Below are 24,441 nucleotides of genomic sequence, written 5' to 3' on the forward strand. Positions count from 1 at the left end.
GGAGAGCTCTCCTGAATGTCACGCGGAGGAGTACACGGTCTGGATCAGGCGGTTGGCCTGGCCCCTGCGGATGAGGACACCGCGGCCCGGCGGCTGCTGGGAGGCGTAGACGCCGGGGAACAGCTGGCCTTCGCCGCGGTCACCTGCCATGAGGAGCGCGGAGGATCCCGATTCGCGCAGGCCCTGCACCAGAGGCTCGTAGATGCCACGTGAGGCTCCTGCGACGCGGCGGGTGAGGACGAAGTGGAGACCGATGTCCACCGCGGAGGGGATGTACGGCAGGAAGGGGGCGAGTGGTTCCTGGCCGGCAGTGGTCAGGATGTCGTAGTCGTCCACGAGCACCACGATCCGCGGGCCGCCGCCCCAGCTGCCCGGTTCCAGGTCCTCGAGGCCTGCGCCGTCATCGGGTAGCCGCTTGTCCAACTCGGTGCAGACCGCAGCGGCGAGGCTCGCACACAGCTTGGCGTTGTACGCGTAGCCGCCGTTGAACTCCTCGGGGATCGTGCCGCGCAGACCACGCCGGGGGTCCATCACGGCGAAGACCAGTTCGTCCTCGCTGTAGCGCTCCATGAGGCCGCTGGCGATGGTCTTCAGGAGGTTGGTCTTGCCGCATTCGCTGTCGCCCATGATCAGCAGGTGCTGGTCATGCTGGAACAGGTCCAGCAGAACGGGTTCGAGCGCGGTCTGGTCCAGGCCGATGGGCACCCGCTGGGGTTCGGCGACCGGGCCCGGCAGGAGGTGGGGCTCAAGGACGTGCGGCAGTACCCGTACCGGCTGGGCGACCTCGCCGCTCCAGGTGGCACGGATCGTCCGGGCCGCACGCTCCAGAACCGCCCCCATGTCCGCGGTATCAGCGAGCGAGTCCGTACGGGGAAGCGCGACCTGCGCGAAGAGCCTGCCGGCGGTCAGGACGCGGCCGGGCTCGTCGGGCGAAAGCGTCACTGCCAGCTTGCTGTCGATGCTGGACTCGCTGGGATCGTTGAGCCGCAGTTCGACGCGGGTGCCGAAGTTCGACTGGACGGCGATGCGCACGTCGTTCCAGCGGAGCATGCCCGCCACGACGTGGATGCCGTAACCGCCACCGCGCTGCAGGATGTCGGCGACCCCGTCCTCCAGCTCTTCGAAGTCGTCGCGCAGCGCGCCGAAGCCGTCGATGACGAGCACGATCTCGGCGGAGGCCAGCTGGGGCAGTCGGCCCGCCGCATGCAGGTCGCGCAGCTGCTCGACGGAGTCGATGCCGTGCTCGCGGAAGAGGTCCTCCCTGGCAGCGAGCATGTTGCGTACCTCGTCGACGGTGCGGGCCACCCGTTCACGGTCGACGCGACCTGCGACACCACCGACGTGCGGCAGGCCCGACAGGGCCGCCAGGCCGCCGCCGACCAGGTCGAGGCCGTAGACGCCGACTTCCTGTGGGGTGTGGGTCAGCGCGAGGGAGAGGACGAGGGTGCGCAGGAGCGTGGTCTTGCCGGACTGCGGGCCGCCGATGACGGCGGCGTGGCCGCCCGCCACCGTGAGGTCCAGGTACCACTGGCCCTGCCACTGCCTGGCCGGATCGTCGAGCAGGCCGAGCGGTACCTCCAGTGGGCCGCGGCGCCCCGCGAGCTGCATACCGCGCGCACCGACGTTCAGGGGGCCGGCGACCGCGTCCAGGGCGATCGCGTCGGGCAGCGGGGGCAGCCAGATGCGGCGCACCGCACCGGCGGCGTTCGCCAACTGCTCGACCACGACGCCCAGCTCGGTCGGCCCCATCTCGCGGCGCCGCACCGCAGGCTCCTGCGCGTCCGCGTCTTCCTCAGTGGAAAGGGTGTTGAAGGTGTCGTAGGGGAGGGCGAGAGGGCCGGTGTCCTCTTCATCCGCGCGCTGCACGGGGCCGCGGTAGGCGCCCGAGACATAGCTTGCCTTGAAGCGGTCGTAGTGGCTGGTGTCGACCTTGAGGTAGCCGAATCCGGGCAGCGGCGGCAGGTGGAAGGCGTCCGTGGTGTCCAGGACCGTACGGGATTCGTCGGCGGAGAAGGTGCGCAGACCGAGCCGGTACGAGAGATAGGTGTCCAGACCCTTGAGGTTGCCGCCCTCGATGCGCTGGCTGGACAGCAGCAGGTGCACCCCGATGGAGCGGCCGATGCGGCCGATGGACAGGAACAGGTCGATGAAATCCGGTTTGGCGGTGAGCAGTTCACCGAACTCGTCGATGACGACGAACAGGTGCGGCAGCGGCTCCAGGTCGGGCCGGTGGCCGGCGCGCAGTGCGGCGTAGTCACCGATGTCGGCGATGTTGCCCGCGTCCTTGAGGACCTGCTGGCGGCGCGTGACCTCACCGGCGAGCGAGGCGTGGACGCGTTCGACGAGGCCGGCCTGGTTCTCCAGGTTGGTGATGACTCCGGCGACGTGCGGCAGGTTCGCGAACGGGGCGAAGGTCGCACCGCCCTTGTAGTCGACGAGGACCAGGGCGAGGTCCTCCGGCGGGTGTGTGGCCACGAGGGCGAGGACGAGGGTGCGCAGGAGTTCCGACTTCCCGGAGCCGGTGGCGCCGACGCACAGACCGTGCGGGCCCATGCCGAGCTCCGAGGACTCCTTCAGGTCCAGGAGCACCGGCTCGTGGGAGTCGTTGATGCCGATGGGGACGCGCAGGAAGGCGCGTTCGCCGCGCGGCGCCCACAGGCGCGACACGTCGAGTTGCGCCACGTCGTCGATGCCGAGCAGGTCGGCGAAGTCGACGGGCCCGGTCAGGGGGGCGTCGGTGAGCGACTCGGCGGACAGGCGCAGCGGCGCCAGCATCCGGGCCAGGCCCTCGGCGAACGGGATGCCGACCTCGTCCACGGTGCCATGGGCGCTGACCGGCCCCTGCTCACGCAGATCCTCGATGATGACCCGATCGCCGTCGACGGTGATCCGGACGCCGACATGTCCCGGCTCCTGGACCCGCTGTTCGAGCAGGTGCAGGACGGTGACGCCCATCTCCCGCAAGCCGACCGCCTCGTCGGGGCGCGGCAGGTCCACGGCGTCCGCGCCGTGTCCGTCGGCGACGACGAGCAGCCGGGACGTCATGGACAGGGCGTCCTTGCCGGACAGGCCGCGCCGCACCTCGGCCGCGTAGGAGGCCCGTCGGCGCAGTTCGGGGCCGAGCTGCCGGGCGAGTTGGGGCGCTGAGGGGGCGATGCGGCGAGCGGCGACGGGGCCGTCGAACTGCTCGGTGTCGAGTAGATGCGGCATCCATTTTGCCCACTCCCAGTCGGCGAGCCGCTCCCCGGGCACGGCGAGCGCCATCACCACGTCATCGGGAGCGTGCACGGCGGCGGCCTGGACGAGCAGGGCGCGCGCCACGCGCAGGCAGTCCTCGCGGGGGCCGATGACGCTGACGTTGCCGACGCGGTCGAGCGGGACGGTGAGCGGGAGTTCGGTGCCGGTGCGGAAGCGGGCCATCAGTGCCGATGCCTCGTTGAGCATGAAGCGGTCGGGCGGGGTGAGGACCGACGAGCCCTGCTGAGCGATGTGCAAGTCGCGCACGGGCATCTCGCCGGTGCCGACGCGCACATGCAGGAAGTCGCCGTCGACGCGGCGGCGCTCCCACATACGGGCCGGATCGCGCACGATGTCGTAGAGGGCGGGCGGCGGCGGGTTGAGAACGCCGGCGCGCTCGCGCCGCTCGCGCTCCTCGGCGGAGAGCTCCTCGCGCAGATCCTCCAGATAGGCGAGGTACGCCTCACGCTGGGTGCGCCGGGTGCGCTGGGCCTTGCCACGCTGCGAGAAGACGAGCGCGACGGAGCCGATGACGGTGACGACGAGGATGATCGCGCCGAGCCCGGCGAACTGGCTGTTGCGCACGACCGTCATCATCACCACGGACGACATGACACCGGCGACGGGCAGCAGCGACATCGCGATGTTGCCCGCCTTCCCCTCGGGGAGGTTGGGCGGGGCCTCGATGACGCGCGCCTCGGAGGCGGCCGGGGGCCTGGTGGTCCGGGCCGGGCGGTGTATCAGTCGGGTACTCATCGTCGTCCGTCGCTCACGGTCGGGCTCGGCATCTGGGCAGTCACGGTCGGGCTCGGCATCAGGGTCAGTGACGCTTTTGGGCGAGAGAAAGCTGGAAGACGTCCGCGGCAATGCGGGCAGCGGCTTCCCTGGTCGGGTGAGCCAGCAACTCGGTCTGGACTCGCCCACCGGCTGCCAAATGCCGGTCATACGGCAGAACCTGAACGCTTACCCCAGTGGACCTGAGCCTCTGGGCGGCCTCGTCGAGGTCGACTCCCGAGTGCGCTACCAGTTCGGTGAGCACGACGACCGTGCCGGCGATCACATGCGGGGGCAGCCCCTGCATCCACTGGAGCACCGAGAACGTACTGGTGATGCCTTCCGGCGTGGCGGGCGTGGTCAGAACCCGGCCATGGGCGGCGGCCAGCGCGACCCGGGCAACCTCCGTGGGCAATGTCTCGCAATCGATGACCATCACACCGAAATAGCGGCGCAACGCCACCACGGCCCGCTCGTACGACCGGCTGTCCAGCATGACGCCGATCTGTCCCTGGCTTGCGGGCAGCAGCCAGGCGTTGTTGGGGAGCTGGACGAGATAGCCGGTGACATCGAGCAGGGACATGTCCGGCTTGACGATGTCCGCGATATCGCTGGTGGTCCAGCGCAGCGACTCGGCGCCGAGACGCTGCGGCAGCGAGCCGAGCGCCGGGTCGGCCTCCAAGAAGAGGACCGGGTCGTGCCGGTAGTGCGCGTACGCGGTGCCGAGCAACGCGGCGACGGTCGACTTGCCGGACCCGCCCCGGATGGAGGTGACGGCGATCTGCCGGCCGGTGGTCACGGGCTGCTGGAGCACCGCAGCGGTGCGGGTGATCTCGGCGACCTCGCTCGCGGCCGACGAGGAAAGCGTACGGCGCAGGGCACGTGCGGTACGCGCCGCGAAGGACTCGCCGTGCCGCGGCTTGCTGCGTAGCGTGCCGGCCAAGCCCTCGTCCACCACGGGCCGCGCGCCAGGACCGCTCTGGGGCTGGGGCTCCGGACCGCGCGCGGCCGGGGCCTGCTGCTTCTGCCGCTGTTCCTGGTACCCGGCCTGCTGCGGCCAGCCGCCCGGATGACCCGCGTTCTGCTCCTGCCCCTGGTAGGGGTAGCCGGCCTGCGGTGGCGCGCCACCGCCATGGGCGGGGTCCGGCGCCTGCCTGCTCTGCACAGGGCCCGGCGCGGAAGCGCGGTACGTCTGTCCGCCGGGGCCTTGTGCACCTTGCTCGGCGCCGCCCCTCAGGTCACGCAGCACGTCACCCTGCCAGCCCGCTCCGCTCGGCATACCTGTTCCCCCCTCTGCTGCCCCGCCCGCAGCGCCAGCACATCGACTCAGAACTGTCAGAACTGGTTGAGCAGCTGCCCATACACACCGAACACACCAAAGGCGAGCGGGAAGAGCCCCACCATGCCAATGGACTCGACCAGATCGCCCATCCGTCGAAGCCGTACCTGCACATGCTCGGGCACCTGCACCGCCAAAACGACCAACGGCAGCACCGCAGCCACACACAGCACAGCCAGCGGCCCGACACCCCCCGCATGCTCCATCCACCACGTCACCAGGCGCACCACCAGGCACGACGCAGCAGCCAAGAGCGCAACAACCTCAACGACCAACGGGAACGCTCGCGCCCTCGACACCAGCACCACGACAACGAGCGCCGCCAGCACCACGGTCCATACGGTCGGCGTCTCGGCCAGCGTAAGCAGCCACCCGGCGGAGGCTGCCGAAATCGCAGTGACGATCGTCGAGAGGGCAAGGCCGCGGTGCGTCGCCGCCAGCGCGGTACCTACCTGGTGACGGCTGACGGAGACACCGCCCGAGCGGCGGTCATCGAGCGCGGTGAGCCCTGACGCCATCAGCGCAAGCCGCGGCAGCACACCGAGCACCACCAAAGAGAAGACAGCCATCACGGCACCGAGCCGGGCCGGATCACCCTGAACAGCGGCAACCGCCTCCCATGCAACGGCGACAGCGGCAGTGGTCACCGCACCAACGAGCCCACCCTTGCCCAGCGGAGAGAAGTAACCAAGGAACACAAGCGTCACGACCAGCGCACCCGCCACGGCAGCGAGCCGCGCGGTGCCCGGCCAGCCGAACGCATCGGCAGCCGTCCACGCCGTGAGAACACCGAGCCCGCCGGCGGCGAGCAGGAGCGCGGTCGCCAGTCCCCGGTTGCCCCGTCCGATCTTCGCGACGAGCGCACCGGCCGCCAGGAGCACAGGCGCTACAACTGACAGAGCACCGACCAGGGCGCCAAGCGGGAACTCACGGCGGGCGAGCAGCGCGGCGATCACGGCGAAGACGACGGTTGCCACACCCGCACTGGCCCGGCGCGCAGCAGGACGCCAGCGCCAAGACCGCAGATCGAGGTCGTCAGCCACCTGATCGGTAACGTCGTGCACAACGGGAGCCGGCGGCGCGGAATGCGTCGTCACCAGCCGGAGCACGGCGCCGTCGGCTACCCCGGCCGAGGCCAGCGTGCTGTCGTACGGCAGGACAGAGCCGTCGGCTGTAATCAACTGCCGGGCTACCGGCCGCGATGCGGGCCGATCGCCCAGCAACGGCAGGACGTCCGGGATCAGTTGCCCTATCGGTGTATCGGAGAGCAGGACGACATCGGCCCGGCGTCGCTCGCCGACCAATGTCACTCGGCTCAGTTGCGTCCGGGAACTCGCTGCTCTGCTCACCACTTACCGGAACCTATCATCGCGGGGTTGACGAACTCTCTGGCCAAACGGGACATGCTTCCACTCTGACCCTGCGTCAGGGAATCCTTCTCCCGCCACGGGAGCTCTTCGCGCATTCGCTGGGAATGCCGCAAACTCTGTCCGGATCCGATCCGTTGGCTTCTAGGGGGTCGCCGACCTTGTCGGCTGCCCGTACTGCTGCATCTGACGCTGCTGCTTCTCCTGCTCAGCCTTCTGCGTGGCCAGTGTGTGCTGAAGGAATGACCACCCCACGCACCCCGCGCACAGGACAGCCGTGATCGCGATCCCCGCGAAGACCTTCCCCAGCCGCTCGTCCGCCGTGCGACGTCCCCGCTGCGCACCGAACAGCAGAGCGTCCCGCATCCTGCGACGGCGTACTGCCACCGACTCCAGCAGCTGACTGTCGTAATCCCGCGCCATTTCCTCGTCCGTCGCTTCAAGTCGCCTGCTGTACTCGCCATGGTCGATGAACCCTCGGCCATTGGCGGCCATACGCTGGCCGTTACTCCGAGACCCTCATGCATGATGGCGCACTTCTGTGCCTGCCGTCGTCCGGCTGGCTCGTCGAGCACTGTCATGGGCCCGGTCGAAGCGGTGCATGGCGGGCCGACTCCCGGTCTTCAGCGACCAGCCAGCACGTGTCCGCATGACGCACAGGCCCATGCCGGGACCAACCTCGCAGGTGCGGGGAGCAGGAAGTCATCAAGCGCTGCGGCACCGGCGAGGCGGGACCAACCCCGCGGGCGCGGGGACCACGCCGACGCGCGTGATCTCGACTCGGTACGTCTGGGACCCACCCCGCCGGATGGAGACATCACCTGGCCGCTATCCGGACCGGGACTACTCCGAGGGTTCGCGCAGGCGTACCGCGAGGGCGGCGATGTCGTCGTCCAGGCGTCCTCTGCTGTAGCGGAGGAGGTCGCGGTGGAGAGCCATGAGCAGCTCGTGGGGTGGCGTCGGGGGCTGTTGGCGCATCCAGGCCGCCAGCGGGAAGAACCCGCCGTCGCGGGCGCGGGCCTCGGCGACCCCGTCGGTATAGAGAAGCAGCAGGTCACCGGGGGCGAAGTCGAAGGTGTCGATGGTGTAGTGATCGCCGATCAGCTCCGCGAGGTTGAGCAGCGGCGAGGGGGTGGTGGGCTCCAGGGCACGGAGTTCCCCGCCGTTCCGGAGCAGCGGCGGGGGGTGTCCGCAGTTGAGGATCTCGATACGCCCGCCCTCGTGCGGGATCTCGACAAGAAGGGCGGTGGCGAAGCGCTCCATCGGCCCCTCGGGGGGAAAGGCGGCGTTGTAACGAGTGCTGCTGGCGTCCAGCCGGCGCGCGACGCTGACCATGTCTGCCTCGCCGTAGGCCGCCTCCCGGAAGGAGTTGACGATCGCCGCGGCCGCCCCCACTGCCGGCAAGCCCTTGCCCCGCACATCACCGATGAGCAGCCTGACCCCGTATCGCGTGTCGACCACCTCGTAGAAGTCCCCGCCGATACGGGCCTCCGCCGCGGCCGCGAGATACAGCGACTCGATCTCGACGCTCCCGAAGCGGCGCGGCATCGGACTCAGCACCACCTGCTGCGCCGCGTCGGCGACGAGCCGCACCTGAAAGAGGGTCCGCTCCCGCTGGAGCCGGACATGACTTCCGTACGCGGCCGCCACGGTGACCGCGATGATCCCCGCAGCCGTCCACCACGTCCCCAGGCCGGGGAACACGATGCTGAGGCCGATCATGAGAAAGAGGCAGACCGTCCCCAGCAGGACGGTGGGGAGTACCGGCCACATGGCGGCGGCGAGGGCCGGCGCCGCGGGCAGGAGGCGGCTGAAGGCCATTTCCGGGGGAGTGGCGTACGCCAGGCTTGCGATGACGACGGTCAGGATCACCGGCGACAGCCGCACAAACCTCCGCCGGCCGTGGCGACGACGGAGCCGCGGCCGTCCAGACTCGATCACACTTCACAGAATATCTATGCAAACGGAACATAGCGCTCTGGCGGATCGGAGTCGGCCGCCCGCCCCGGACCGGCTCGCCGGCTTTGGTGGTGTCGTGAGTGTCGTGACCTGGAAAATCCTTGGCGGGCAGGCAGGCGGCCGCTCACTCGCACCTGGCCGTCGTCGTCAGGGCGGCTTCGCGTCGGCCGGCGGGTCAGTCCTCCAGGGCTGCCGCGATGCGGTCGAGGTCGGTGAGGAGTGCCGCGACGCGCTGGGGCGGGATCGCCTCGACCATGCGCTGTTCGACGGCGTACACGGAGTCCTGGACCGCGGCGAGACGTGCGTGGCCCTCTTCGGTGAGGCGGGCGGGCCGGGCCCGGCCATGATCGGCGGTGGCGGGGCGGGTGAGCAGTCCCGCCTCCTGTAGGCCCCGCAGGACGACGTTCCCGGACTGCCGGGTGACGAAGGTCGCGCGGGCGAGGTCGGCGTTCGACATGCCGGGGTGCAGGGCCAGCAGTTCGAGAGTGGCGTACTGCGGCACGGTCAGCCCGTGCTCACGCAGAACCTTGTCCATGGCGCCGCGCAGGGCGGCCTGGGCGCGTTTGAGCAGATATCCCACGTGGTGGGTGACGTCGTCCGCAGGGCGGAACGGCTCCGTCGGCGCACTCTCGTTCATGTCAGCATTTTGACATAGCCGATTCCGGCATCCTAATCTCCCCATGTCAAAGTCCTGACATTGAAGAGTGAGGGAAACCCATGCCTGTCGCCATCGACGGTCCCGACTTCGTCGCCTTGCAGGTCCACGACCTGGAAGCCGCGGCGGCCTTCTGCGAGCAGCATCTCGGTCTGCGCCGGGCCGCGGTCTCGCCCCCGCATGCGGTCGTGTTCGACACCGAGCCGACGCCGTTCGCCGTCCGCGCGCTCCTCCCTGGCGTCGATCTCGCCGACGCCCCTCGGCCGGGCCTCGGCGTGGTGCTCTGGTTCCGCACTCCGGACGCTCATCAGCTCCACGACCAGCTCGTCGCCGCCGGTATCAAGATTCTCGCGCCGATGGCGGACAGCCCCTTCGGGCCGATGTTCTCCTTCGAGGGGCCGGAGGGATACACACTCACCGCACACGGAGGCTGAACCAAACCGCCGCCCTTCCCCCGGACGGGTCCCTCGCCTTTCCCACCGGCGCCCGGTTACTGGAGGGAGGGGGAGGGGCAGCGCGCTCGGTTGTGCACGCGGTGTGGTCGGCAGGCTTGCGGATCGACCACCCGGTTTGCAGGCTTTGCCCGGGGGCGGGCGTGCTGGTCGCGGGCGTGTGCCCTCGGGTGTGGGGCGGATGCCAGCAGAAGGAGTGCCAATCATGATCCTGCCGAAGGTCCGGGACCCTCGCTTCGTGACGATCCGACGCGGGGGGACCCTCACTGACTCGGATCACCATCTCCTCGCTCTCTGGGCGGCATCTTGCGCGGAGCACGTTCTTGACCTCTTCGAGTCGGCTCGGCCCGAGGACCCACGGCCGCGTCAAGCGATCGAGCATGCCCGCGCCTGGGTGCGTGGCGAGGTCAACATGACCCGGGCTCGCGCGGCGGGAGGCCATGCCATGGGCGCGGCCCGAGACCTGCGTGGTGCAGCACGGCATGCCGCGTACGCCGCCGGCCAGGCCGGGGTCGTCGCACATGTCGCCGCGCACGAGCTCGGTGCGGCCGCCTACGCGATCAAGGCCGCACGTGCTGCCGCGCCGGAAGGGGAGGATGAGGCCGCAGGGCGACGCGAGTGCCAGTGGCAGCGTGACCAGCTCCCGGAGGAGATTCGCGAGCTCGTACTTGACGACCAGCGATTGCGGAACGACATCTGCTGGTCGGTGTTCGACTGCTGAGTGTGTGTCGGGGCGCTCTCTTGCGGAGTAGGCGTACGGGGACCGTCGTGGCGTGGGCCGGGGGGAGAGGTGGACGGCGCCGACGGGTGGCGATGGCCCTTGCAGGCGAGGTGAATTTTGCTGGTCGGGGTGCTTCGGGAAGGGGCGGCGGGCTGCGAACGTCCGCTTCTCGTCCGGGCGTTGACGGGGAAGCCGCGTCATGTAGCGGTTTGAGTGGTTTACCGTCCTCGTCCGTGTGAATGCACTGGCTCCGCGTCGCTCGTATGCCAAGTGTGATGCCCGATGAGTACACAAGACATGAGCACCCCAGACGTGAGCACCTCAGACGTGAGCACCCCAGTCGTCAGCACCCCAGGTGTCAGCATTCCGAGCACGGGGAACACGGGCGCATCGAGCGAGGAGCAACTCGCTACGGATGCTGCGCGTGCCTCGCATCCCTCGCCTCGCTCGCACGGCGCGCAGCCCTCTCGGCGCTCCGTGGTCACGGCGACCGGTGCCTCGGCGCTCGCTGCCGGGCTCACCGCCGTCTCCGCCGTGCCCGCAACCGCGTTGAGCCCTGCCACCACACCCTCGACGGCGCCGGCCGCGGTGCCTCCCGGCGTCGATCCCAAGGCGTACACCACGGTCGCCCGCGCCATTGCCGTCTACGACGAGCACGACAAGCCCCTCGTCCCGGCCTACTTGAAGGCCGTCAAGAACGGATTGCCCGCCAGCGGGGCGAAGGCAACGAAGCGGGTCCTGATCGTCGGGGCCGGACCGGCCGGCCTGCTCGCCGCCAACCTGCTCAACCGGGCAGGCCACGATGTCGTCGTGATCGAGGCCAACGGCAACCGCGTCGGCGGCCGCATCAAGACGTTCCGTAAGGGCGGCCACGAGAAGGGGGAGCAGCCCTTCGCCGACCCCCGTCAGTACGCCGAAGCCGGGGCCATGCGGCTGCCCGACAGCCACCCGCTCCTCATGGCACTGATCAAGAAACTCGGCCTCGCGCTCCAGGAGTTCTACCTGGTGGACGTGGAGGTCGACGACCCGACGAAGCAGGCCAACCGCACCTGGATCCACGTCAATGGCATCCACATGCGCCGTGCCGACTACGAGAAGAACCCCCAAAAGATCAACGACACCTTCGGTGTCACGGGCCCCAACCGCACGAAGACCGCCGCTGCCATCCTCGCGCACGCCCTCGAACCCGCGCACCGGCTCATCCGGGGCAAGGAGGGGACGGCCCTCGTCAACGGATGGGCCGAGGTTCTCAAGAAGTATGGCCACTGGTCCATGTACCGGTATCTCACCGAAGTCGCCGGACTCGACACCAGGACCATCGACCTCATCGGCACCATCCAGAACCTGACCTCCCGGCTGCATCTCTCCTTCACGCACAGCTTCCTGTCCGCCGCGCTGATCGACCCCAAGACCAAGTTCTGGGAGATCAAGGGCGGCACCGCACTGCTCGCCGACGCGCTGTACGCGCCGGTGAAGGGGAAGGTACGGCTCGACAGGCGCGCCTTACGCATCGAGCACCACGGCGGCAAGGTCAGGGTGCACACCGTTTCCGAGGACTGCCAGACCGGCGAGGGGGGTGTCACGGAGGTCTTCGAGGGTGACGAGGCGATCATCACCGTCCCCTTCTCCGGACTGCGCCACGTGACCTTCGACCCTCCGCTCGCCTACGGCAAGCGCCGGGCCATCACGGAACTGCACTACGACGCCGCGACCAAGGTGCTGCTGGAGTTCTCCCGCCGTTGGTGGGAGTTCACCGAGGCGCAGTGGAAGGAGGCGCTGAACTCCATCGAGGACAAGCTCTACGAGAAGTACCAGGCGGGCGGGGTCAAGCACGGCAAGTACCTCGGCGTGCACAAGTCCGTGAAGAAGCTGGGGGTGACGATCCCCGACGAACTCAAGAAGTGCTTCGCCGTCTTCCGGCCCGTCGTGAGCGGCGAACCGGATGCCGCTCATGTCCGTGGCGGCGGCTCCGTGAGCGACAACGCCAACCGCTTCATGTACTTCGAGCACGCGCACCCTCTGGAGGGCAGCGACGGAGGCATCATGCTCGCCTCCTACAGCTGGTCCGACGACGCCCTCAAATGGGACGCCTTCGCCGACGAGGAGCGGTATCTGCGCGCGCTCGCCGGAGTGCAGGCTGTCTTCGGCCGCCGGTGCGAGGTCTTCTTCACCAACAAGTGCAAGACCCAGTCGTGGATGCGCGATCACTATGCCTACGGTGAGGCTTCCGTGCTCTTCCCCGGACAGCACACGGAACTGTTCCCCGACGTCCCCGCCTCCGAAGGGCCGCTGCATTTCGCGGGGGACCACACGTCCATCAAGCCCGCCTGGATCGAAGGCGCCCTCGAATCCGCCGTCCGGACGGCGTTGAAGGTCCATACGGGGGGCTGACAGGGGTGAGGGGACGCCCCGGTCCGGTGCCCCAGTCACCGGGACACCGGACCGGGCCCCGTCCGCTCAGCCCCCCGCTTTGTACTTTCGCGGTCTGCAAGAGGGCCGCGGACCTACGGTGTCAGCGGGGCGATCGCCGTGCACGGCTCCGTCACGCCGCAGCCACCGGCTGGATGTTGGCGCGGAACCACATGACGTGACCTTGCTCCGAAGATCGTTCTGGTGGAGGCTGAGGTATGCAGAATCTGCCGACATTTGTCTTTGTTCACGGGGCCTTTGCGAATTCGTTCTCGTTTGCGCCGCTCCAGGCCGAGCTCGCCCTGCTCGGGCACCGCTCGGTTGCGGTCGACCTTCCGGGGCACGGGTTCGAGGCGACATTCCCCGCGGCCTACCAGGCGCCTCAGGATCTCCACGCGCTCGCCGCGGAACCGGGGAGCATCAAGGGAGTCACGCTCGCCGACAATGTTGCCCACGTGATCGAAGTCCTCGAACGGGCGAAGCGGAACGGGCCGACCATCCTCGTCGCCCACAGCAGGGGTGGCAGCACGGTCACCGCGGTCGGCAACGCCCGGCCTGCGCTGGTCGACCGGCTTGCTTACGTCTCCGCCTGGTGCCCGGTCGACCTGGACGTCGGCGGCTACTACGCCGGGCCGGAGATGGCGGACGTCGACCCGGGTGCCTTCGCTCCGGCGGTCGTCGGGAATCCGGCCGAACTCGGGCTGCTCCGGACCAACTTCCGAACCGCCGACCCGGTGGTGCTCGCCGCGTTCCGGCAAGCCTTCGCCGCCGACCTCACCGATGATGAGTTCCGTACGTTCCTGAACACCTTCCAGCCCGATGAGAACCTCGATGTCGGTACGTCTGCCGACCGGGCGCAGGCCGCGAGCTGGGGCCGGATTCCCAAGACCTATGTGCGCCTGGCGGACGACGCCAGCATTCCGCTCGCCATGCAGGACCGGATGATCCGCGAAGCCGACGCGCTCACACCCGACAATCCCTTTGAGGTGCGGACCCTCGAAGGGAGCCACCTGCGCTGGCTCGTCCACCCGAAGCCCGCCGCCGAGTTGCTCGCCAACCTCGCCACGCACTGACGCTCCGTCAAGTCGGCTTGGGCTCGTTCGCCGTGAACGAGCCCAGGCAGGGGCATCGTGGGGAGGGTGCGGCGATAGCGCGCCGCCACGGATTCCCGCTGGTCAGAGGGCGGGTGGTTCGGTCCAGCCCAAGGGGTACGCATCGTGACCGGCCGACGGTACGGCCGGTTCGCCGGCCGCCTCGGTGAACGCGGTGAGGGCATCGACCAGCGCCGCGCCCTGTGCGGGGTCCATACGAGCGACGATCGCCGCGACTTCCTTCCGACGGCGGGCCGTGACCTCTTCGACGATGCGGCGCCCGTCCTCCGTCAGCTGGATCAGGGTTTCGCGCCGGTTGCCCGGGTTGGCCTGCCGGTTCGCGAAGCCTGCGCCGGTCAGCCGGTCGATCATGCGCATCGCGGTGGAGGGGTTGACCCCGAGGATTTCGGCCAGCGTGGACAGGTTGGTGGCGCCGTGCACGGACAGTACGACCAGCAGGCGGAACTGGGGCAGCGTGGCCTTGTCCTCGGCTGCGGCCAGTGAGCGTGCGGACACGCTGACCAGCACTCGGGAGGCCGTCAGCACCGCCCGGGTCACCGCATCGACGTCGCCCATGTCCGGCCGTCCCCCCTCGCGCTCGATCATGCTCATTTCTACCTCGCTCGGGCGCACGCTTGGCAGCCTTTGCGTGGAGCGAAGAGCGGGGGAGGGGGAAATGTGAGGGGGCGGAGGGAGGGGGCCCTGCCGGTTGCATCGTTGAGCCGTTGGCCGTTGGCCGTTGGCCGTTGGGCGTCGGGTGTTGGGGCGTTGAGCAGATGGCGGGGCGGGCCGTTACTTGGGAATGGTGGAGGCGACGTCGTCGAGGGTGGCGTCCGTGACGAGGCCGGTGTCCTCCAGGACGTCCATGTGGTCCTGGACGGTGTTGTTGGTCTGTGTTGCCAGTCGCCTGACCAGGGTGTTCTTGGTGGATGCGCGGACTTCGCCGATGGTGATGAACACCTTGCCGTGGGACGCACGGAGCAGGTCCACGAAGAGCTGGTCGAAGGCGCGGCCCCGGGCTTTCTTCAACTGGTTGACCCAGCCCTGCTGTTCGGCGGTTGCCTCGTCGGGGATGGGCGCGTTCAGCGCCTCGGAGTCCTCGCGGACCAGCTGATCGAGTTTGCTGTGTCCGTCGAGCAGGTGCATGCCTGCCCGTTTGATCGCTTCGCTCGATGCGTGCGTCTGGGCGAGCCGGCCCGCCGGCATCTCCCACAGTCCGGCCTGCCGGACCTTGGTGAGGAAGGTCTTGTCCAACGCGGTGACGGCGCCCGTGTTGGACGACTGCGGTGCTGCCGGACCGGCCTCCGCTGACGGGACATGGGCGGAGGTCGCCTCGTCGGCCGAGCTGTTTCTTTGCGAGAGCCACACGGACACGGTGGCGATGGCCGCCACGAGAGCGACCACACCGGCTATCAGCCGGCCACGACGGGATGAGGGCTGGGCATTCCGTGCGTGAGATTTCATCATGCCTCCTGGAGTGCGTGACGGTGCGCGGACACTGCGGCACCCGGGACTGCTGGGGCACGGGTCACGCTAACGTTTGCACTGGGCAAACGAATCGATTCAGCGATGATGCGCAAAAGGGGGGAGCGGGCAGCCGCCATCGGATACCCTCGCCCGCCTCGCCCGCCTCGCCCGCCTCGCCCGCCTCGCCCGCCTCGCCCGCCTCGCCCGCCTCGCCCGCCTCGCCCGCCTCGCCCGCCTCGCCCGCCTCGCCCGCCTCGCCCGGCCCACGGGGGCGGACCTCGCCAGGGAGACGGCATAGCGGAATCCGGGCAGGGAGGATCAGCGGGCCTGCCCGGAGGGGGGTTCGGGAGTCAGCCCCTTGCGGTGCTTTCCGCGCGGGACAGGGCGACTTCGAGGACGACCAGCAGGGCGTCCCGGACCGAGCCCGTGTGGCGTGCGTCGAAGACGATCAGCGGTACGTGTTCGGAGACGTCCAGCGCCCACCGCACCTCGTCGAGGTCGTGGTGGACCGCACCGTCGAACGCGTTGACGGCGACGGCGAACGGGATGTCCTTGTGCTCGAAGTAGTCGACCGCGGCGTAACAGTCGTCCAGGCGGCGGGTGTCGACGATCACCAGGCCGCCGAGAGCGCCCTCGACCAGGTCGTCCCACATGAACCCGAACCGGTCCTGACCCGGCGTGCCGAACAGATAGAGCTTCAGCGTCGGGTCGATGGTGAGGCAGCCGAAGTCCATGGCGACCGTGGTGGTGGTCTTGCGGGGGGTGTGCGAGAGGTCGTCCACGCCTGCCGCGACCTCGGTGATGGCGGCTTCCGTGGTCAGTGGCCGGATCTCGGAGATCGCCCCCACGGCCGTGGTCTTGCCGACGCCGAAGCCGCCGGCGATGACCAACTTGACCGGTACCGGCGGCTGTTCAACCGCTGTCACGGAGTGCCTCCCGTGAGTCGGGGACGGTACGGAGGCCATCGATAACCCTTCGCAGTACGGAGATGTCCTGGGCTGTGCCGGCGTTCGGGACGTGGACCGCCAGATGTCCGGCGGTGCACAGGTCCTCCGCCAGCACCCGGACCACGTTGAGGTGGAGTCGCAGCCGGGCGGCCAGTTCCGCCACCGATTGCGGCCGTCGGCAGGCGGCGACGATGTCGTGTTGTTCGAAGGCGAGCGAGCCCAGGACGGAGAGCCCGGACGAGGTCGCCACGACCTGGGCCTCGACCGGGAGCGGGGGGCCGGCGCCGCCCCCCGCCACCCGGCCGGCGGTCAGCAGGAAAGGCCGGATCGCGGGAGCGCGGCCGGCGGGTTCCGTCGGATCCGGGGCGCTGCCCTCTCCCAAGCTCTCGGCTCCTCCCCCACTCTCGGCTTCGCTCGAGCGGGGGGACCCCCATGAGCAGGGGGGACCCCCACCCTCGTCCGGTCCTGGTTCACCGGCGGCCATCTTGCTCCTCTTCTCGGCGCCTGCCCCCGCCTCCGCGGTGTCGCAGTGTGGGACCGGTCAGCGGGCCGGTGCGGCGCCTGCGCTCTTCTTCAGTTCCAGCACCAGTTGGGGGGTGAGCGCGCTCCCGGCCCGGTTGGCGAAGAGGGTCATCTCGTAGGCGATGTTGCCGAGCTTCGCCTCCTTCGAGGTCACCACGCCGAGGACGGCACCGCAGCCGATGGAGGACACCAGCACATGGCCGCCCTCCAAATCGATGATGACCTTGTTGAGGCCGCCGAGTCCGTAGTTGCCGGACGCACCGGCGGCCAGACTCGTGATGCCCGACACGATCGCCGCGAGCCGCTCGGAGTCGGCCTGCTCGCGCAGTTGGGAGACCGCGATCAGCAGGCCGTCGGAGGACACCGCGATGGCGTCGACGACGCCGGCGGTCTGGGTGGCGAACCGGTCGAGCAGCCAGGTGAAGTCGGCCGCGGCGGCTGTCAGATCGGTGGGTTCTTCCCGCTCGGAACCGCTCTTACCTGTCGGCGTGGTCACTGCCCGACTCCTTCCGGGGGTGCTGGTGTGGTGAGGGCGCTGGGTCCCTCGGGGCAGCGGCACTTTCTTGCTCTGCCCTGCGTACGGCGGCCTCGAATTCGTCGAGCTCCGTACGGACCGCGTCGGCGTCGACAGGCCGGCGCACGGACTGGGCCCCACGGTCGGCCGTTGGGGTGGTCATGTCGAGCGTCGCTCCCCGTACCCGCCGTCGCAGCGGGCGGCCGGACTGTGCCGGGCGCGGCTCGGGCACGGGAGCTGCCTGGTCCGCGTCCGTACGGTGCGGGAGGCGCCGGGGGAGCTCGCCTTGTGGCGAGGGGGCGGCCGGCCGCCGTTCGAGCGTGGCGGCGGGGGCCCGCACCGGCAGGGGAGTGGCGGAGGCCGGCGCGGCCCCGGGCGCGGGAGCGCGGGGCTCCTGCTCGGGCGTTGCCGGTTGCTCTGGTGCGGACTCAGGTTCGGACCTTGTCTCGGACTCGGACCCTGTCTCGGACTCGGGCTTGGACTCGGACTCGGTTGTGGATGCGTCCTTGATCTTGGCCTCGGACGCGGCCTCGGAGGCGGCCTCGGACTCGGTCTCGGCCACATCCGGGTCCACATCCGGTTCCCTGCCCGCGCCCGCGTCTACGCGCACGTCCGCATCCACGTCCGCGCCCCGGCCCGCGGCAGGCACCGGTGCGGCCGCGGGATGCACGGCCAGCAGCAGCGTGGCGGGCAGCCAGACGGTGCCGGTGACCCCGCCGCCCGGCGTACGGCTCAGGGTGACCCGTATGCCCGAGCGCCGGGCGAGGTTGCCGACCACGAACAGGCCGAGGACCTTGGTCGGTACGAGGTCGAGCCGTTCCCGGCGGACCAGACGGGAGTTCTCCTCGTCGAGGCGTTCCGTGCTCATGCCGAGGCCATGGTCGATGACCTCGATCAGGGCACCACCGTCCGCGGTGATGTCGGTGCCGGGCCGGATGACCACCTCGACGGGTGTGGCGGACGGGGAGAACGAGACGGCGTTCTCCAGCAGTTCGGCGAGCATCAGGGTCAGATCGTCGACGATGTCGGGCGCGACGGTGACCTCCGTCTCGGACCGCAGGGAGACCCGCTGGTACCCCTCGATCTGGCCGAGCCCGGCCCGGATGACGTTGACCAGGGTGGTCGGCCGGGCGTCCACTTCGGGGTCGCGGATTCCGGCGAGCAGCAGCAGGCTGTCGGCGTTGCGCTGGAGACGTACCGCGATGTGGTCGATGCGGTACATCCGCTCCAGGACGTCGGGGTCGGTCTCCTCGCGTTCCACGGCGTCGATCAGCATGAGCTGGCGTGAGGTGAGGTTGCTGACCCGGCGTCCGACGTTGCCGAACATCTCGGCGACGTTGCGGCGGCTGACCACCTGCCGCTCCAGCAGCGCCGCGGCGGTGACCTGCACCTGGTTGAACGCCTCGGCCAGGTCGCCGATCTCGTCGCGGACCGGGACGGGGATCGGCCGCGCCCGCAGCGGGGTGCGATCCGTCGACTCGTCGTCCTCGATCTTGGCGAGTTCCTCGCCCGCCACGTCGACCACCTGCTGGGCGGCGCCGGTCAGGGCCGCCAGGGGACGTACGACCGAGCGCCGGACCAGGACGGAGAAGGTCAGCCAGCAGGCGAAGCCGAGCAGGGCGACGCCGAGCATCGCCAGCGCGTTGTGCAGGGCGCTCCGGGAGAGACCGTCGGCCCGGGTGGCGATCTGCTCGATCAGCGACCTGGTGATGTCGAGGCGGGCCTCGGCCTGCCGGGTTCCGGCGGCGATCGCCTTGCGCAGCTGGTCCGGGGTCTGGCCCTGGAGGGAGCCAGGATCGATCTGGAGTTCCGCGAACCGGGCCTCGATGCCGTTCTCCTCGGATCCCCGCACGATCCCGCCCAGGCGCAGGACCTGTTCCGGGTCGGCGATCCGGCCGAACCGCGCGGCCTGCTCCTCGTAGAGCTTGTGGGCGCCGACCGCGCGGGTGTACTCGGTGAGCGCGTTGGCATCCCGGGTCTGCGCGGAGAACACCCCGCTCTCGTAGGCCGCGTGGGCGGCGTCGGCGCGCAGCACCGTGTCGAGCAGACGGGTGACCGAGGACGACGAGGTGCCGGCGAAGCGGTCCAGGCCGATGCCGTCGATCAGGTAGCCGACGGCGGCCGCGTACGCGGGGTCGATGCTCGCGGCCGGAACCGAGCCCCGTTCGGCCTTGTCGCGCAGCACGGTGAGGCCCCGGATGAACTGGAGGGCCCGCGCCTCGTCCTTCGGCAGCCTCTCCCCGAACGCGGAACGCACGGCGGTGACCTGCTCATCGGTGTCCCGCTGGGTCCGGCGGTAGGCGGTGGTGGACGGCAGGGCGGCACCGGGCCGGGCCGACTCCTGCTCCACGGACAGCAGGAGCGCCTGCCGGTGTTCGGCCTGTACGTCGTTGATCAGCCTCGTGACCTGCTCGCTGTCGCGCACCAGCTCCGCGCTCCGCCCGGCGTCCCGGGCCTTCTCCACCTGGGTGTTGACGCCGATGGCCAGCAGCACGCCGACGACGGCGACGGGTGCGATCACCAGAACGTTGAGCTTGCGCCGGAACGGCCATCGGTCCAGGAGAGCACTCGCCTGCTGATGGAACCGCGGCCTCGACGCTGAACGCCTGGACGGGTCCGGTTCGTGTGGCGGGTCCACTGCGTCCACAGACACCCAGGCCTCCTTACGACTTCTCCTGAGCGGTGACCGAGGTGGTGTTGTTGCCGACCGCCGACGACGGGGGGAATGTGATGCTCGCGAAGTTCACCCCGAATGAGAGCGAAAGGTTTGCGCCACATGCCTGACCGGCCGTGAACATTACCGCTTGTGCACGCACAGGCAACACATGACGACCAATGGCCAAACGGTATTCAACTCTTTGTCATGTTTGGCCCGTTACTCCCTTGTGATGGGCCGTGCAGGCTGAGTGGGCCGATGTGCCGCTGTCCGGAGGGGGGCGGCGCGGCGGCCGAATTGCTTCTCACCGGGCCCGGTGCCGGCGGCGTGGCCGTGCCGGTCGAAGGTGGCTGCCGCTCGGAACATCGCCACCCGTAATCTGTCTCCCCCCACCCCAACCCGTATCCTCATCCTGCCCTGCGAGGAGACCCGTGCACCCCACCCGCAAGGCGGTCGTGACAGCCGCTGCGCTCCTGGTCATGGCCGCCACCGGCTGCGAACCCGGCGCCGGCACCACCGCGTCCCACAGGAACTCCGCCAAGCCCGGCTGCCCTGCCGCCTTCTCCAGAGCCGAACAAGCCGTCAAGAAGGCGGAAGAGGTCAACGCCCCCTGGAGGGGCCCCACCACCGGGCCCGAGGCCGTTCACGGCAAGAGCGTCGTCTACATCGCGCAGACCCTGACCAACCCCGGCGTCGCCGGGGTCGCCCAAGGGGTCCAGGAAGCCGCCAAGATCGTCGGGTGGCGCTCCCGCACCCTCAACGGGCAGGGCACGCCCGCCGGTCTCCGGGCCGCCTTCCGGCAGGCCGTCCGCCTCAAGCCGGACGGCATCGTCATCAGCGGTTTTGATCCCGGGACAGCCCCCGAGGAGGTCAAGAAGGCCCATGCGGCAGGAATCCCGCTGATCGGCTGGCACGCGGCCCCGGCTCCCGGTCCCAGCAAGGATCCGCAGCTCTTCAGCAACATCACCTCCCGGGTCGAGGACGTCGCGAAGATCAGCGCCGACTGGATCATCGCCCGCTCCCACGGGCGCGCGGGCGTCGTCCTGTTCACCGACGCCTCCGTACCCTTCGCGAAGCGCAAGTCCGACCTGATCAAAAAGGAACTCGCCACCTGCTCCGGCACCAAGCTGCTGAGCTACACCAACATGCCCATTCCCCAGGTCAACAGCCGCTCCATCAAGGAAGTCCGCTCCCTGCTGTCCCGCTTCGGCCGCAAGTGGACCTACTCCGCCGCGATCAACGACCTGTACTTCCAGCATGCCGCGCCCGCCCTGCGCGCCGAGGGCAAGGACGGCGCCGGCGCCCCCTTCAACATCGGTGCCGGTGACGGCGATCCGTCGGCCTTCCAGCGCGTCAACGGCAAGGAGTTCCAGGCCGCCACCGTGCCCGAGCCCCTCTCCGAACAGGGCTGGCAGATCATCGACGAGTTCAACCGCGCCTTCACCGGCGCCCCGGACAGCGGGTACGTCGCCCCCGTCCACATCGCCACCGCGGCCAACAGCGGCGGCGCACTGTCCTGGGACTCCGAGGGCTACCGGCAGGCTTACCGCAAGATCTGGGGCGAGTGAGGGGCGCTCGCGTGCCCTCCCGGTCAGGGGTGGCGTGAGCGCCCTCGGATGCGTTCCGTCGTGGAGCGGCTGAGAGGGGCGGTCGGCAGGGCCACCACCTCGATGACGCCGAAGAAGGTCATGGGTACGGCCCGCCGCCCGGTCCGCAGGCAGTGTGTCCTGGGACGGGGCGGGCGGGCCGTTGGCCGGTGAGGTCGGGCCGGGCGCCTACGGAGTGGAGGCCGCCCGCTCCGGTACCGGCGTCTGCGACGGGTTGTTCCGCGGGTGCCGCGGGTTGAGGAACCACTTGCGGGCGGAGACGAGCCACCAGGTGCCGGCGAAGACCAGCACCACGCCCACGGTGATGGGCGCGTAGTTGAACGTTTCGATGGTCACCGGGTTCAGCTGGGGCAGCATGAACAGCACCGTGATGATCACGACCCAGCCGACCGCGATCAGGCCCACGGGCTTGGACCAGCGCCCCAGGTGCCAGGGACCGCGCCGGAAGTTCTCCCCCTGGCGCAGACGCAGCAGGGTGGGCACCACGTACGCGATGTAGAGGCCGATCGTCGCGATGGACGTGACGGCGGCGTACGCGGTGGTGTTGAACAGGTACGGCAGGCCGAGGAGGAAGGCGCCGCCGGCGGCGAGCCACACGGCGTTGGTCGGGGTGCGGGTCCCCGGGTGGAGCTTGTGCCAGACGGAGGAGAACGGCAGCGCCCCGTCGCGCGAGAAGGCGTAGATCATGCGGGAGTTCGCGGTCACGGAAGCCATACCGCAGAACAGCTGCGCGCCGATGATGACGAGCAGCATCAGCTTGCCGGTGCTCGCGCCCAGGGCGTCCAAGAAGATCTGCGCCGGCGGCACACCGGTGTCCGACTCCAGGGCGCCGCTGTAGGACTGGATCGCGAAGGTCAGGCCGAAGAGCAGCACGAATCCGGCCGCCCAGGACACGACGATCGAGCGGACGATCCCCTTCGGCCCCTCGACCGAGGCGTTCTTCGTCTCCTCCGTCATGTGGGCGGACGCGTCATAGCCGGTGAAGGTGTACTGCGCCATCAGGAGACCGATGAGCGCGACGTAGACCGCCGAGCCCCAGCCGGTGTTGTTGACGAACTCGGTGAACACAAAACCAGGGGACTGGTGCTTGTCGGGAATGATCAGCAGGGCGCCGACGATCACCACGACGCCGATCAGATGCCACCACACCGAGATCGTGTTGAAGAAGCCGACGACGCGCACGCGGAAGGTGTTCACCACGGCGTGCAGCAGAAGGATCACACCGAAGAGCGTGATCGTGTGGGCGGGGGTGGCGGCGTAGCTGAACTGAAGGTTCAGGTAGGCGTTGAGGAACGACGCGGCGCCGAAGTCGATGCCCGCGGTGACGGCCACCTGCCCGAGCGTGTTGAACCAGCCGGTGAACCAGGCCCAGGCCGGAGCGGACTTCTGCGGGGCGAGTTTGTGCGCCCAGAAATAGAGGCCGGCGGAGGTCGGATAGGACGAGCAGACCTCGGCCATGGCCAGGCCGACGAACAGGGTCATCAGGCCGACGAGGACCCAGCCCCACATGATCAGGGCCGGCCCGCCGGTGTTCATGCCGAACCCGTACATGGTCAGGCAGCCGGACAGGATGCTGATGATGGTGAACGAGACGGCGAAGTTCTGCCGCCCGGACATCGAGCGGTCCAACGTCTGGGTGATGCCGAGTTCGGCGAGGCGTTCCTCCTCGGTCTGCGTGACGCTTGGCATGTCCAATGGCATGGCTGGGCCTCTCCTAGTGGTGGCGCGGTGCATTGCGGCACAACATCGGTCTGCTCGGCGTCGGGGCGGCGCTACGGTGCGGACCCCTTGACCACCCACTTCCGATGACGGGTGAAGAGCTGCTGAGCGTCTCCGCAGTAGCTCCATGGCACATCCGTGGCGTACGGGCCGATGGCGTCGAACACCTCGGCCGCCGCCCGGTGCTGATTGGCGAAGGACATCGCGTGGACCAGGTAGTTGGCGTCATCGTGGAAGGCGGCGTGCGGCATGGAAGGCGCCCGGTACGTCCACCAGTTCACCCACGCCTGCTGGGTCGACGGGTTGTCCGTCCACGGATGGACCGTCAGGCCGTAGCGGTGGCCCTCCTTCTTCATCCGCGTACGGTGCGACTCGGCGAGCGCGACCAGCGGCAGGACGTGCAGCGGCATCCCCCGGGGGACATGGGCGCACCGTTCCTGCGCCCAGTGGAACATCTCGCCCGCCACGCCGTGCCAGTCGGGGAACATGTAGGTGAGGAGCTCGTGGTGCGCCTCCCTGTTCCACGGGTCGCGTTCCTCGACCTCCTGCCACACGCTCTGCATGGTCTCCCGCCACTGCCGGTCGCGGTCGGGGGAGTGGTAGCGCAGCAGGGCGAGCATGACGACGTACGGTGTCGGATCGGCCGGCAGGGCATCACCGGCGGCATGGCAGCTCTGCCAGGCCTCCTCCATCTCCGAGCCGCTGCCCTGCCCCCGTGGGAGAGCCATCGAGCGCAGGGCCTGGACGGTGGCGAGCAGGGCCAGGGCGTGCGGGGAACGGGGTTCGGCCTGTGCCCAGGTGTCGGCGAAGGTGAGCCGTGCCCCGGTGCGGGCGAGCACCTGGAGACGGAAGATACGGCGGTCCCAGTCGGCACCGGTCGCGGCCAGCAGTTCGCGCGCGCCTTCCCATCTGCCCATCGCGGCGTCCTCCACCACTGCGCGCAACCGGGAGTCGTCCCGCGCCGGATGCCGGTCGAAGGCCGGTTGGCGTCTCACGGCCGTCCCG

19 protein-coding genes are annotated in these 24,441 nt (G+C 69.5%); 5 read left to right on the top strand and 14 right to left on the bottom strand.

Translation table 11 applies throughout. From position 1 onward, the window contains the following. Positions 1-18: 18 nt before the first annotated feature. From eccCa to M8I34_RS27475, 6 genes are all read right to left on the bottom strand, one after another. Complete coding sequence (gene eccCa, locus M8I34_RS27450; protein WP_250053659.1) at positions 19-3,993, bottom strand: type VII secretion protein EccCa; 3,975 nt, start codon at positions 3,991-3,993, stop codon at positions 19-21. A 64-nt stretch (positions 3,994-4,057) separates the two neighbouring features. Next, the gene (locus M8I34_RS27455; RefSeq protein ID WP_250053660.1) at positions 4,058-5,290 is read right to left on the bottom strand and encodes a MinD/ParA family protein; all 1,233 of its coding nucleotides are present in this window, start codon (positions 5,288-5,290) and stop codon (positions 4,058-4,060) included. Positions 5,291-5,346: 56 nt separating this feature from the next. Next, on the bottom strand, positions 5,347-6,702 hold the full coding sequence (gene eccD, locus M8I34_RS27460) for a type VII secretion integral membrane protein EccD (RefSeq protein WP_250053663.1): 1,356 nt from the start codon (positions 6,700-6,702) through the stop codon (positions 5,347-5,349). Positions 6,703-6,861: 159 nt separating this feature from the next. Beyond that, positions 6,862-7,140 (bottom strand): hypothetical protein, encoded by a 279-nt coding sequence (locus M8I34_RS27465; RefSeq protein ID WP_042160714.1) that lies wholly within the window; start codon positions 7,138-7,140, stop codon positions 6,862-6,864. A 420-nt stretch (positions 7,141-7,560) separates the two neighbouring features. Next, on the bottom strand, positions 7,561-8,658 hold the full coding sequence (locus tag M8I34_RS27470) for a PP2C family protein-serine/threonine phosphatase (protein ID WP_250053665.1): 1,098 nt from the start codon (positions 8,656-8,658) through the stop codon (positions 7,561-7,563). Between the two features lie 193 nt (positions 8,659-8,851). Continuing rightward, positions 8,852-9,313 carry a MarR family winged helix-turn-helix transcriptional regulator gene (locus M8I34_RS27475; protein ID WP_250053667.1) on the bottom strand — a complete coding sequence of 154 codons (462 nt, stop codon included), beginning with the start codon at positions 9,311-9,313 and terminating at the stop codon, positions 8,852-8,854. A gap of 80 nt (positions 9,314-9,393) precedes the next feature. On the opposite strand from M8I34_RS27475, the gene M8I34_RS27480 reads away from it, so the two are divergent. The 4 genes from M8I34_RS27480 (at position 9,394) to M8I34_RS27495 (ending at position 13,986) form a co-directional block, all read left to right on the top strand. Then, entirely contained in the window at positions 9,394-9,765 is a 372-nt protein-coding gene (locus M8I34_RS27480) for a VOC family protein (RefSeq protein WP_244416041.1), read from the top strand. A gap of 223 nt (positions 9,766-9,988) precedes the next feature. Further along, a complete protein-coding gene (locus tag M8I34_RS27485) occupies positions 9,989-10,504 on the top strand; it encodes a putative immunity protein (protein WP_250053669.1) in 516 nt (171 codons plus the stop codon). 477 nt (positions 10,505-10,981) lie between these two features. Next, a complete protein-coding gene (locus M8I34_RS27490; protein ID WP_250053671.1) occupies positions 10,982-12,895 on the top strand; it encodes an FAD-dependent oxidoreductase in 1,914 nt (637 codons plus the stop codon). 236 nt (positions 12,896-13,131) lie between these two features. Then, positions 13,132-13,986, top strand: coding sequence for an alpha/beta fold hydrolase (locus M8I34_RS27495; protein ID WP_250053673.1), 855 nt, complete (start codon positions 13,132-13,134; stop codon positions 13,984-13,986). A gap of 102 nt (positions 13,987-14,088) precedes the next feature. Here the strand turns inward: M8I34_RS27495 and M8I34_RS27500 are convergent, their stop codons facing one another. The 6 genes from M8I34_RS27500 to M8I34_RS27525 all read right to left on the bottom strand — a co-directional run bounded on the left by M8I34_RS27500 (position 14,089) and on the right by M8I34_RS27525 (position 19,975). Next, entirely contained in the window at positions 14,089-14,610 is a 522-nt protein-coding gene (locus M8I34_RS27500; RefSeq protein WP_250053683.1) for a MarR family transcriptional regulator, read from the bottom strand. 186 nt (positions 14,611-14,796) lie between these two features. Then, positions 14,797-15,468 (bottom strand): DUF4142 domain-containing protein, encoded by a 672-nt coding sequence (locus M8I34_RS27505; RefSeq protein ID WP_250053685.1) that lies wholly within the window; start codon positions 15,466-15,468, stop codon positions 14,797-14,799. Positions 15,469-15,821: 353 nt separating this feature from the next. Then, positions 15,822-16,436 (bottom strand): ATP/GTP-binding protein, encoded by a 615-nt coding sequence (locus tag M8I34_RS27510; RefSeq protein ID WP_250053687.1) that lies wholly within the window; start codon positions 16,434-16,436, stop codon positions 15,822-15,824. Continuing rightward, a complete protein-coding gene (locus M8I34_RS27515) occupies positions 16,384-16,800 on the bottom strand; it encodes a DUF742 domain-containing protein (protein WP_250053690.1) in 417 nt (138 codons plus the stop codon). The genes M8I34_RS27510 and M8I34_RS27515 overlap by 53 nt, the downstream gene beginning before the upstream one ends. Before the next feature lie 159 nt (positions 16,801-16,959). Next, positions 16,960-17,436 (bottom strand): roadblock/LC7 domain-containing protein, encoded by a 477-nt coding sequence (locus M8I34_RS27520; RefSeq protein ID WP_030987430.1) that lies wholly within the window; start codon positions 17,434-17,436, stop codon positions 16,960-16,962. Next, a complete protein-coding gene (locus tag M8I34_RS27525; protein ID WP_250053787.1) occupies positions 17,417-19,975 on the bottom strand; it encodes an ATP-binding protein in 2,559 nt (852 codons plus the stop codon). Before M8I34_RS27525 ends, M8I34_RS27520 begins: the two co-directional genes overlap by 20 nt. 566 nt (positions 19,976-20,541) lie before the next feature. On the opposite strand from M8I34_RS27525, the gene M8I34_RS27530 reads away from it, so the two are divergent. After that, positions 20,542-21,678: a substrate-binding domain-containing protein gene (locus M8I34_RS27530; RefSeq protein ID WP_250053692.1), complete on the top strand. Its 1,137-nt coding sequence runs from the start codon at positions 20,542-20,544 to the stop codon at positions 21,676-21,678. A gap of 207 nt (positions 21,679-21,885) precedes the next feature. Here the strand turns inward: M8I34_RS27530 and M8I34_RS27535 are convergent, their stop codons facing one another. Both M8I34_RS27535 and M8I34_RS27540 read right to left on the bottom strand, forming a co-directional pair. Next, positions 21,886-23,406: an amino acid permease gene (locus M8I34_RS27535; protein WP_250053694.1), complete on the bottom strand. Its 1,521-nt coding sequence runs from the start codon at positions 23,404-23,406 to the stop codon at positions 21,886-21,888. Between the two features lie 83 nt (positions 23,407-23,489). Continuing rightward, on the bottom strand, positions 23,490-24,431 hold the full coding sequence (locus tag M8I34_RS27540) for a hypothetical protein (protein WP_250053696.1): 942 nt from the start codon (positions 24,429-24,431) through the stop codon (positions 23,490-23,492). Positions 24,432-24,441: the final 10 nt, after the last annotated feature.

The organism is Streptomyces sp. MCA2, assembly GCF_023544705.1.
GTDB classification, from domain to species: Bacteria; Actinomycetota; Actinomycetes; order Streptomycetales; family Streptomycetaceae; genus Streptomyces; species Streptomyces decoyicus.

Coding starts and splice junctions, on each gene's coding strand:
- eccCa (WP_250053659.1), bottom strand. CDS start 3,993: ATGAGTACCCGACTGATACACCGCCCGGCCCGGACCACCAGGCCCCCG.
- M8I34_RS27455 (WP_250053660.1), bottom strand. CDS start 5,290: ATGCCGAGCGGAGCGGGCTGGCAGGGTGACGTGCTGCGTGACCTGAGG.
- M8I34_RS27465 (WP_042160714.1), bottom strand. CDS start 7,140: ATGGCGCGGGATTACGACAGTCAGCTGCTGGAGTCGGTGGCAGTACGC.
- M8I34_RS27475 (WP_250053667.1), bottom strand. CDS start 9,313: ATGAACGAGAGTGCGCCGACGGAGCCGTTCCGCCCTGCGGACGACGTC.
- M8I34_RS27480 (WP_244416041.1), top strand. CDS start 9,394: ATGCCTGTCGCCATCGACGGTCCCGACTTCGTCGCCTTGCAGGTCCAC.
- M8I34_RS27485 (WP_250053669.1), top strand. CDS start 9,989: ATGATCCTGCCGAAGGTCCGGGACCCTCGCTTCGTGACGATCCGACGC.
- M8I34_RS27495 (WP_250053673.1), top strand. CDS start 13,132: ATGCAGAATCTGCCGACATTTGTCTTTGTTCACGGGGCCTTTGCGAAT.
- M8I34_RS27500 (WP_250053683.1), bottom strand. CDS start 14,610: ATGATCGAGCGCGAGGGGGGACGGCCGGACATGGGCGACGTCGATGCG.
- M8I34_RS27505 (WP_250053685.1), bottom strand. CDS start 15,468: ATGAAATCTCACGCACGGAATGCCCAGCCCTCATCCCGTCGTGGCCGG.
- M8I34_RS27510 (WP_250053687.1), bottom strand. CDS start 16,436: ATGGCCTCCGTACCGTCCCCGACTCACGGGAGGCACTCCGTGACAGCG.
- M8I34_RS27535 (WP_250053694.1), bottom strand. CDS start 23,406: ATGCCAAGCGTCACGCAGACCGAGGAGGAACGCCTCGCCGAACTCGGC.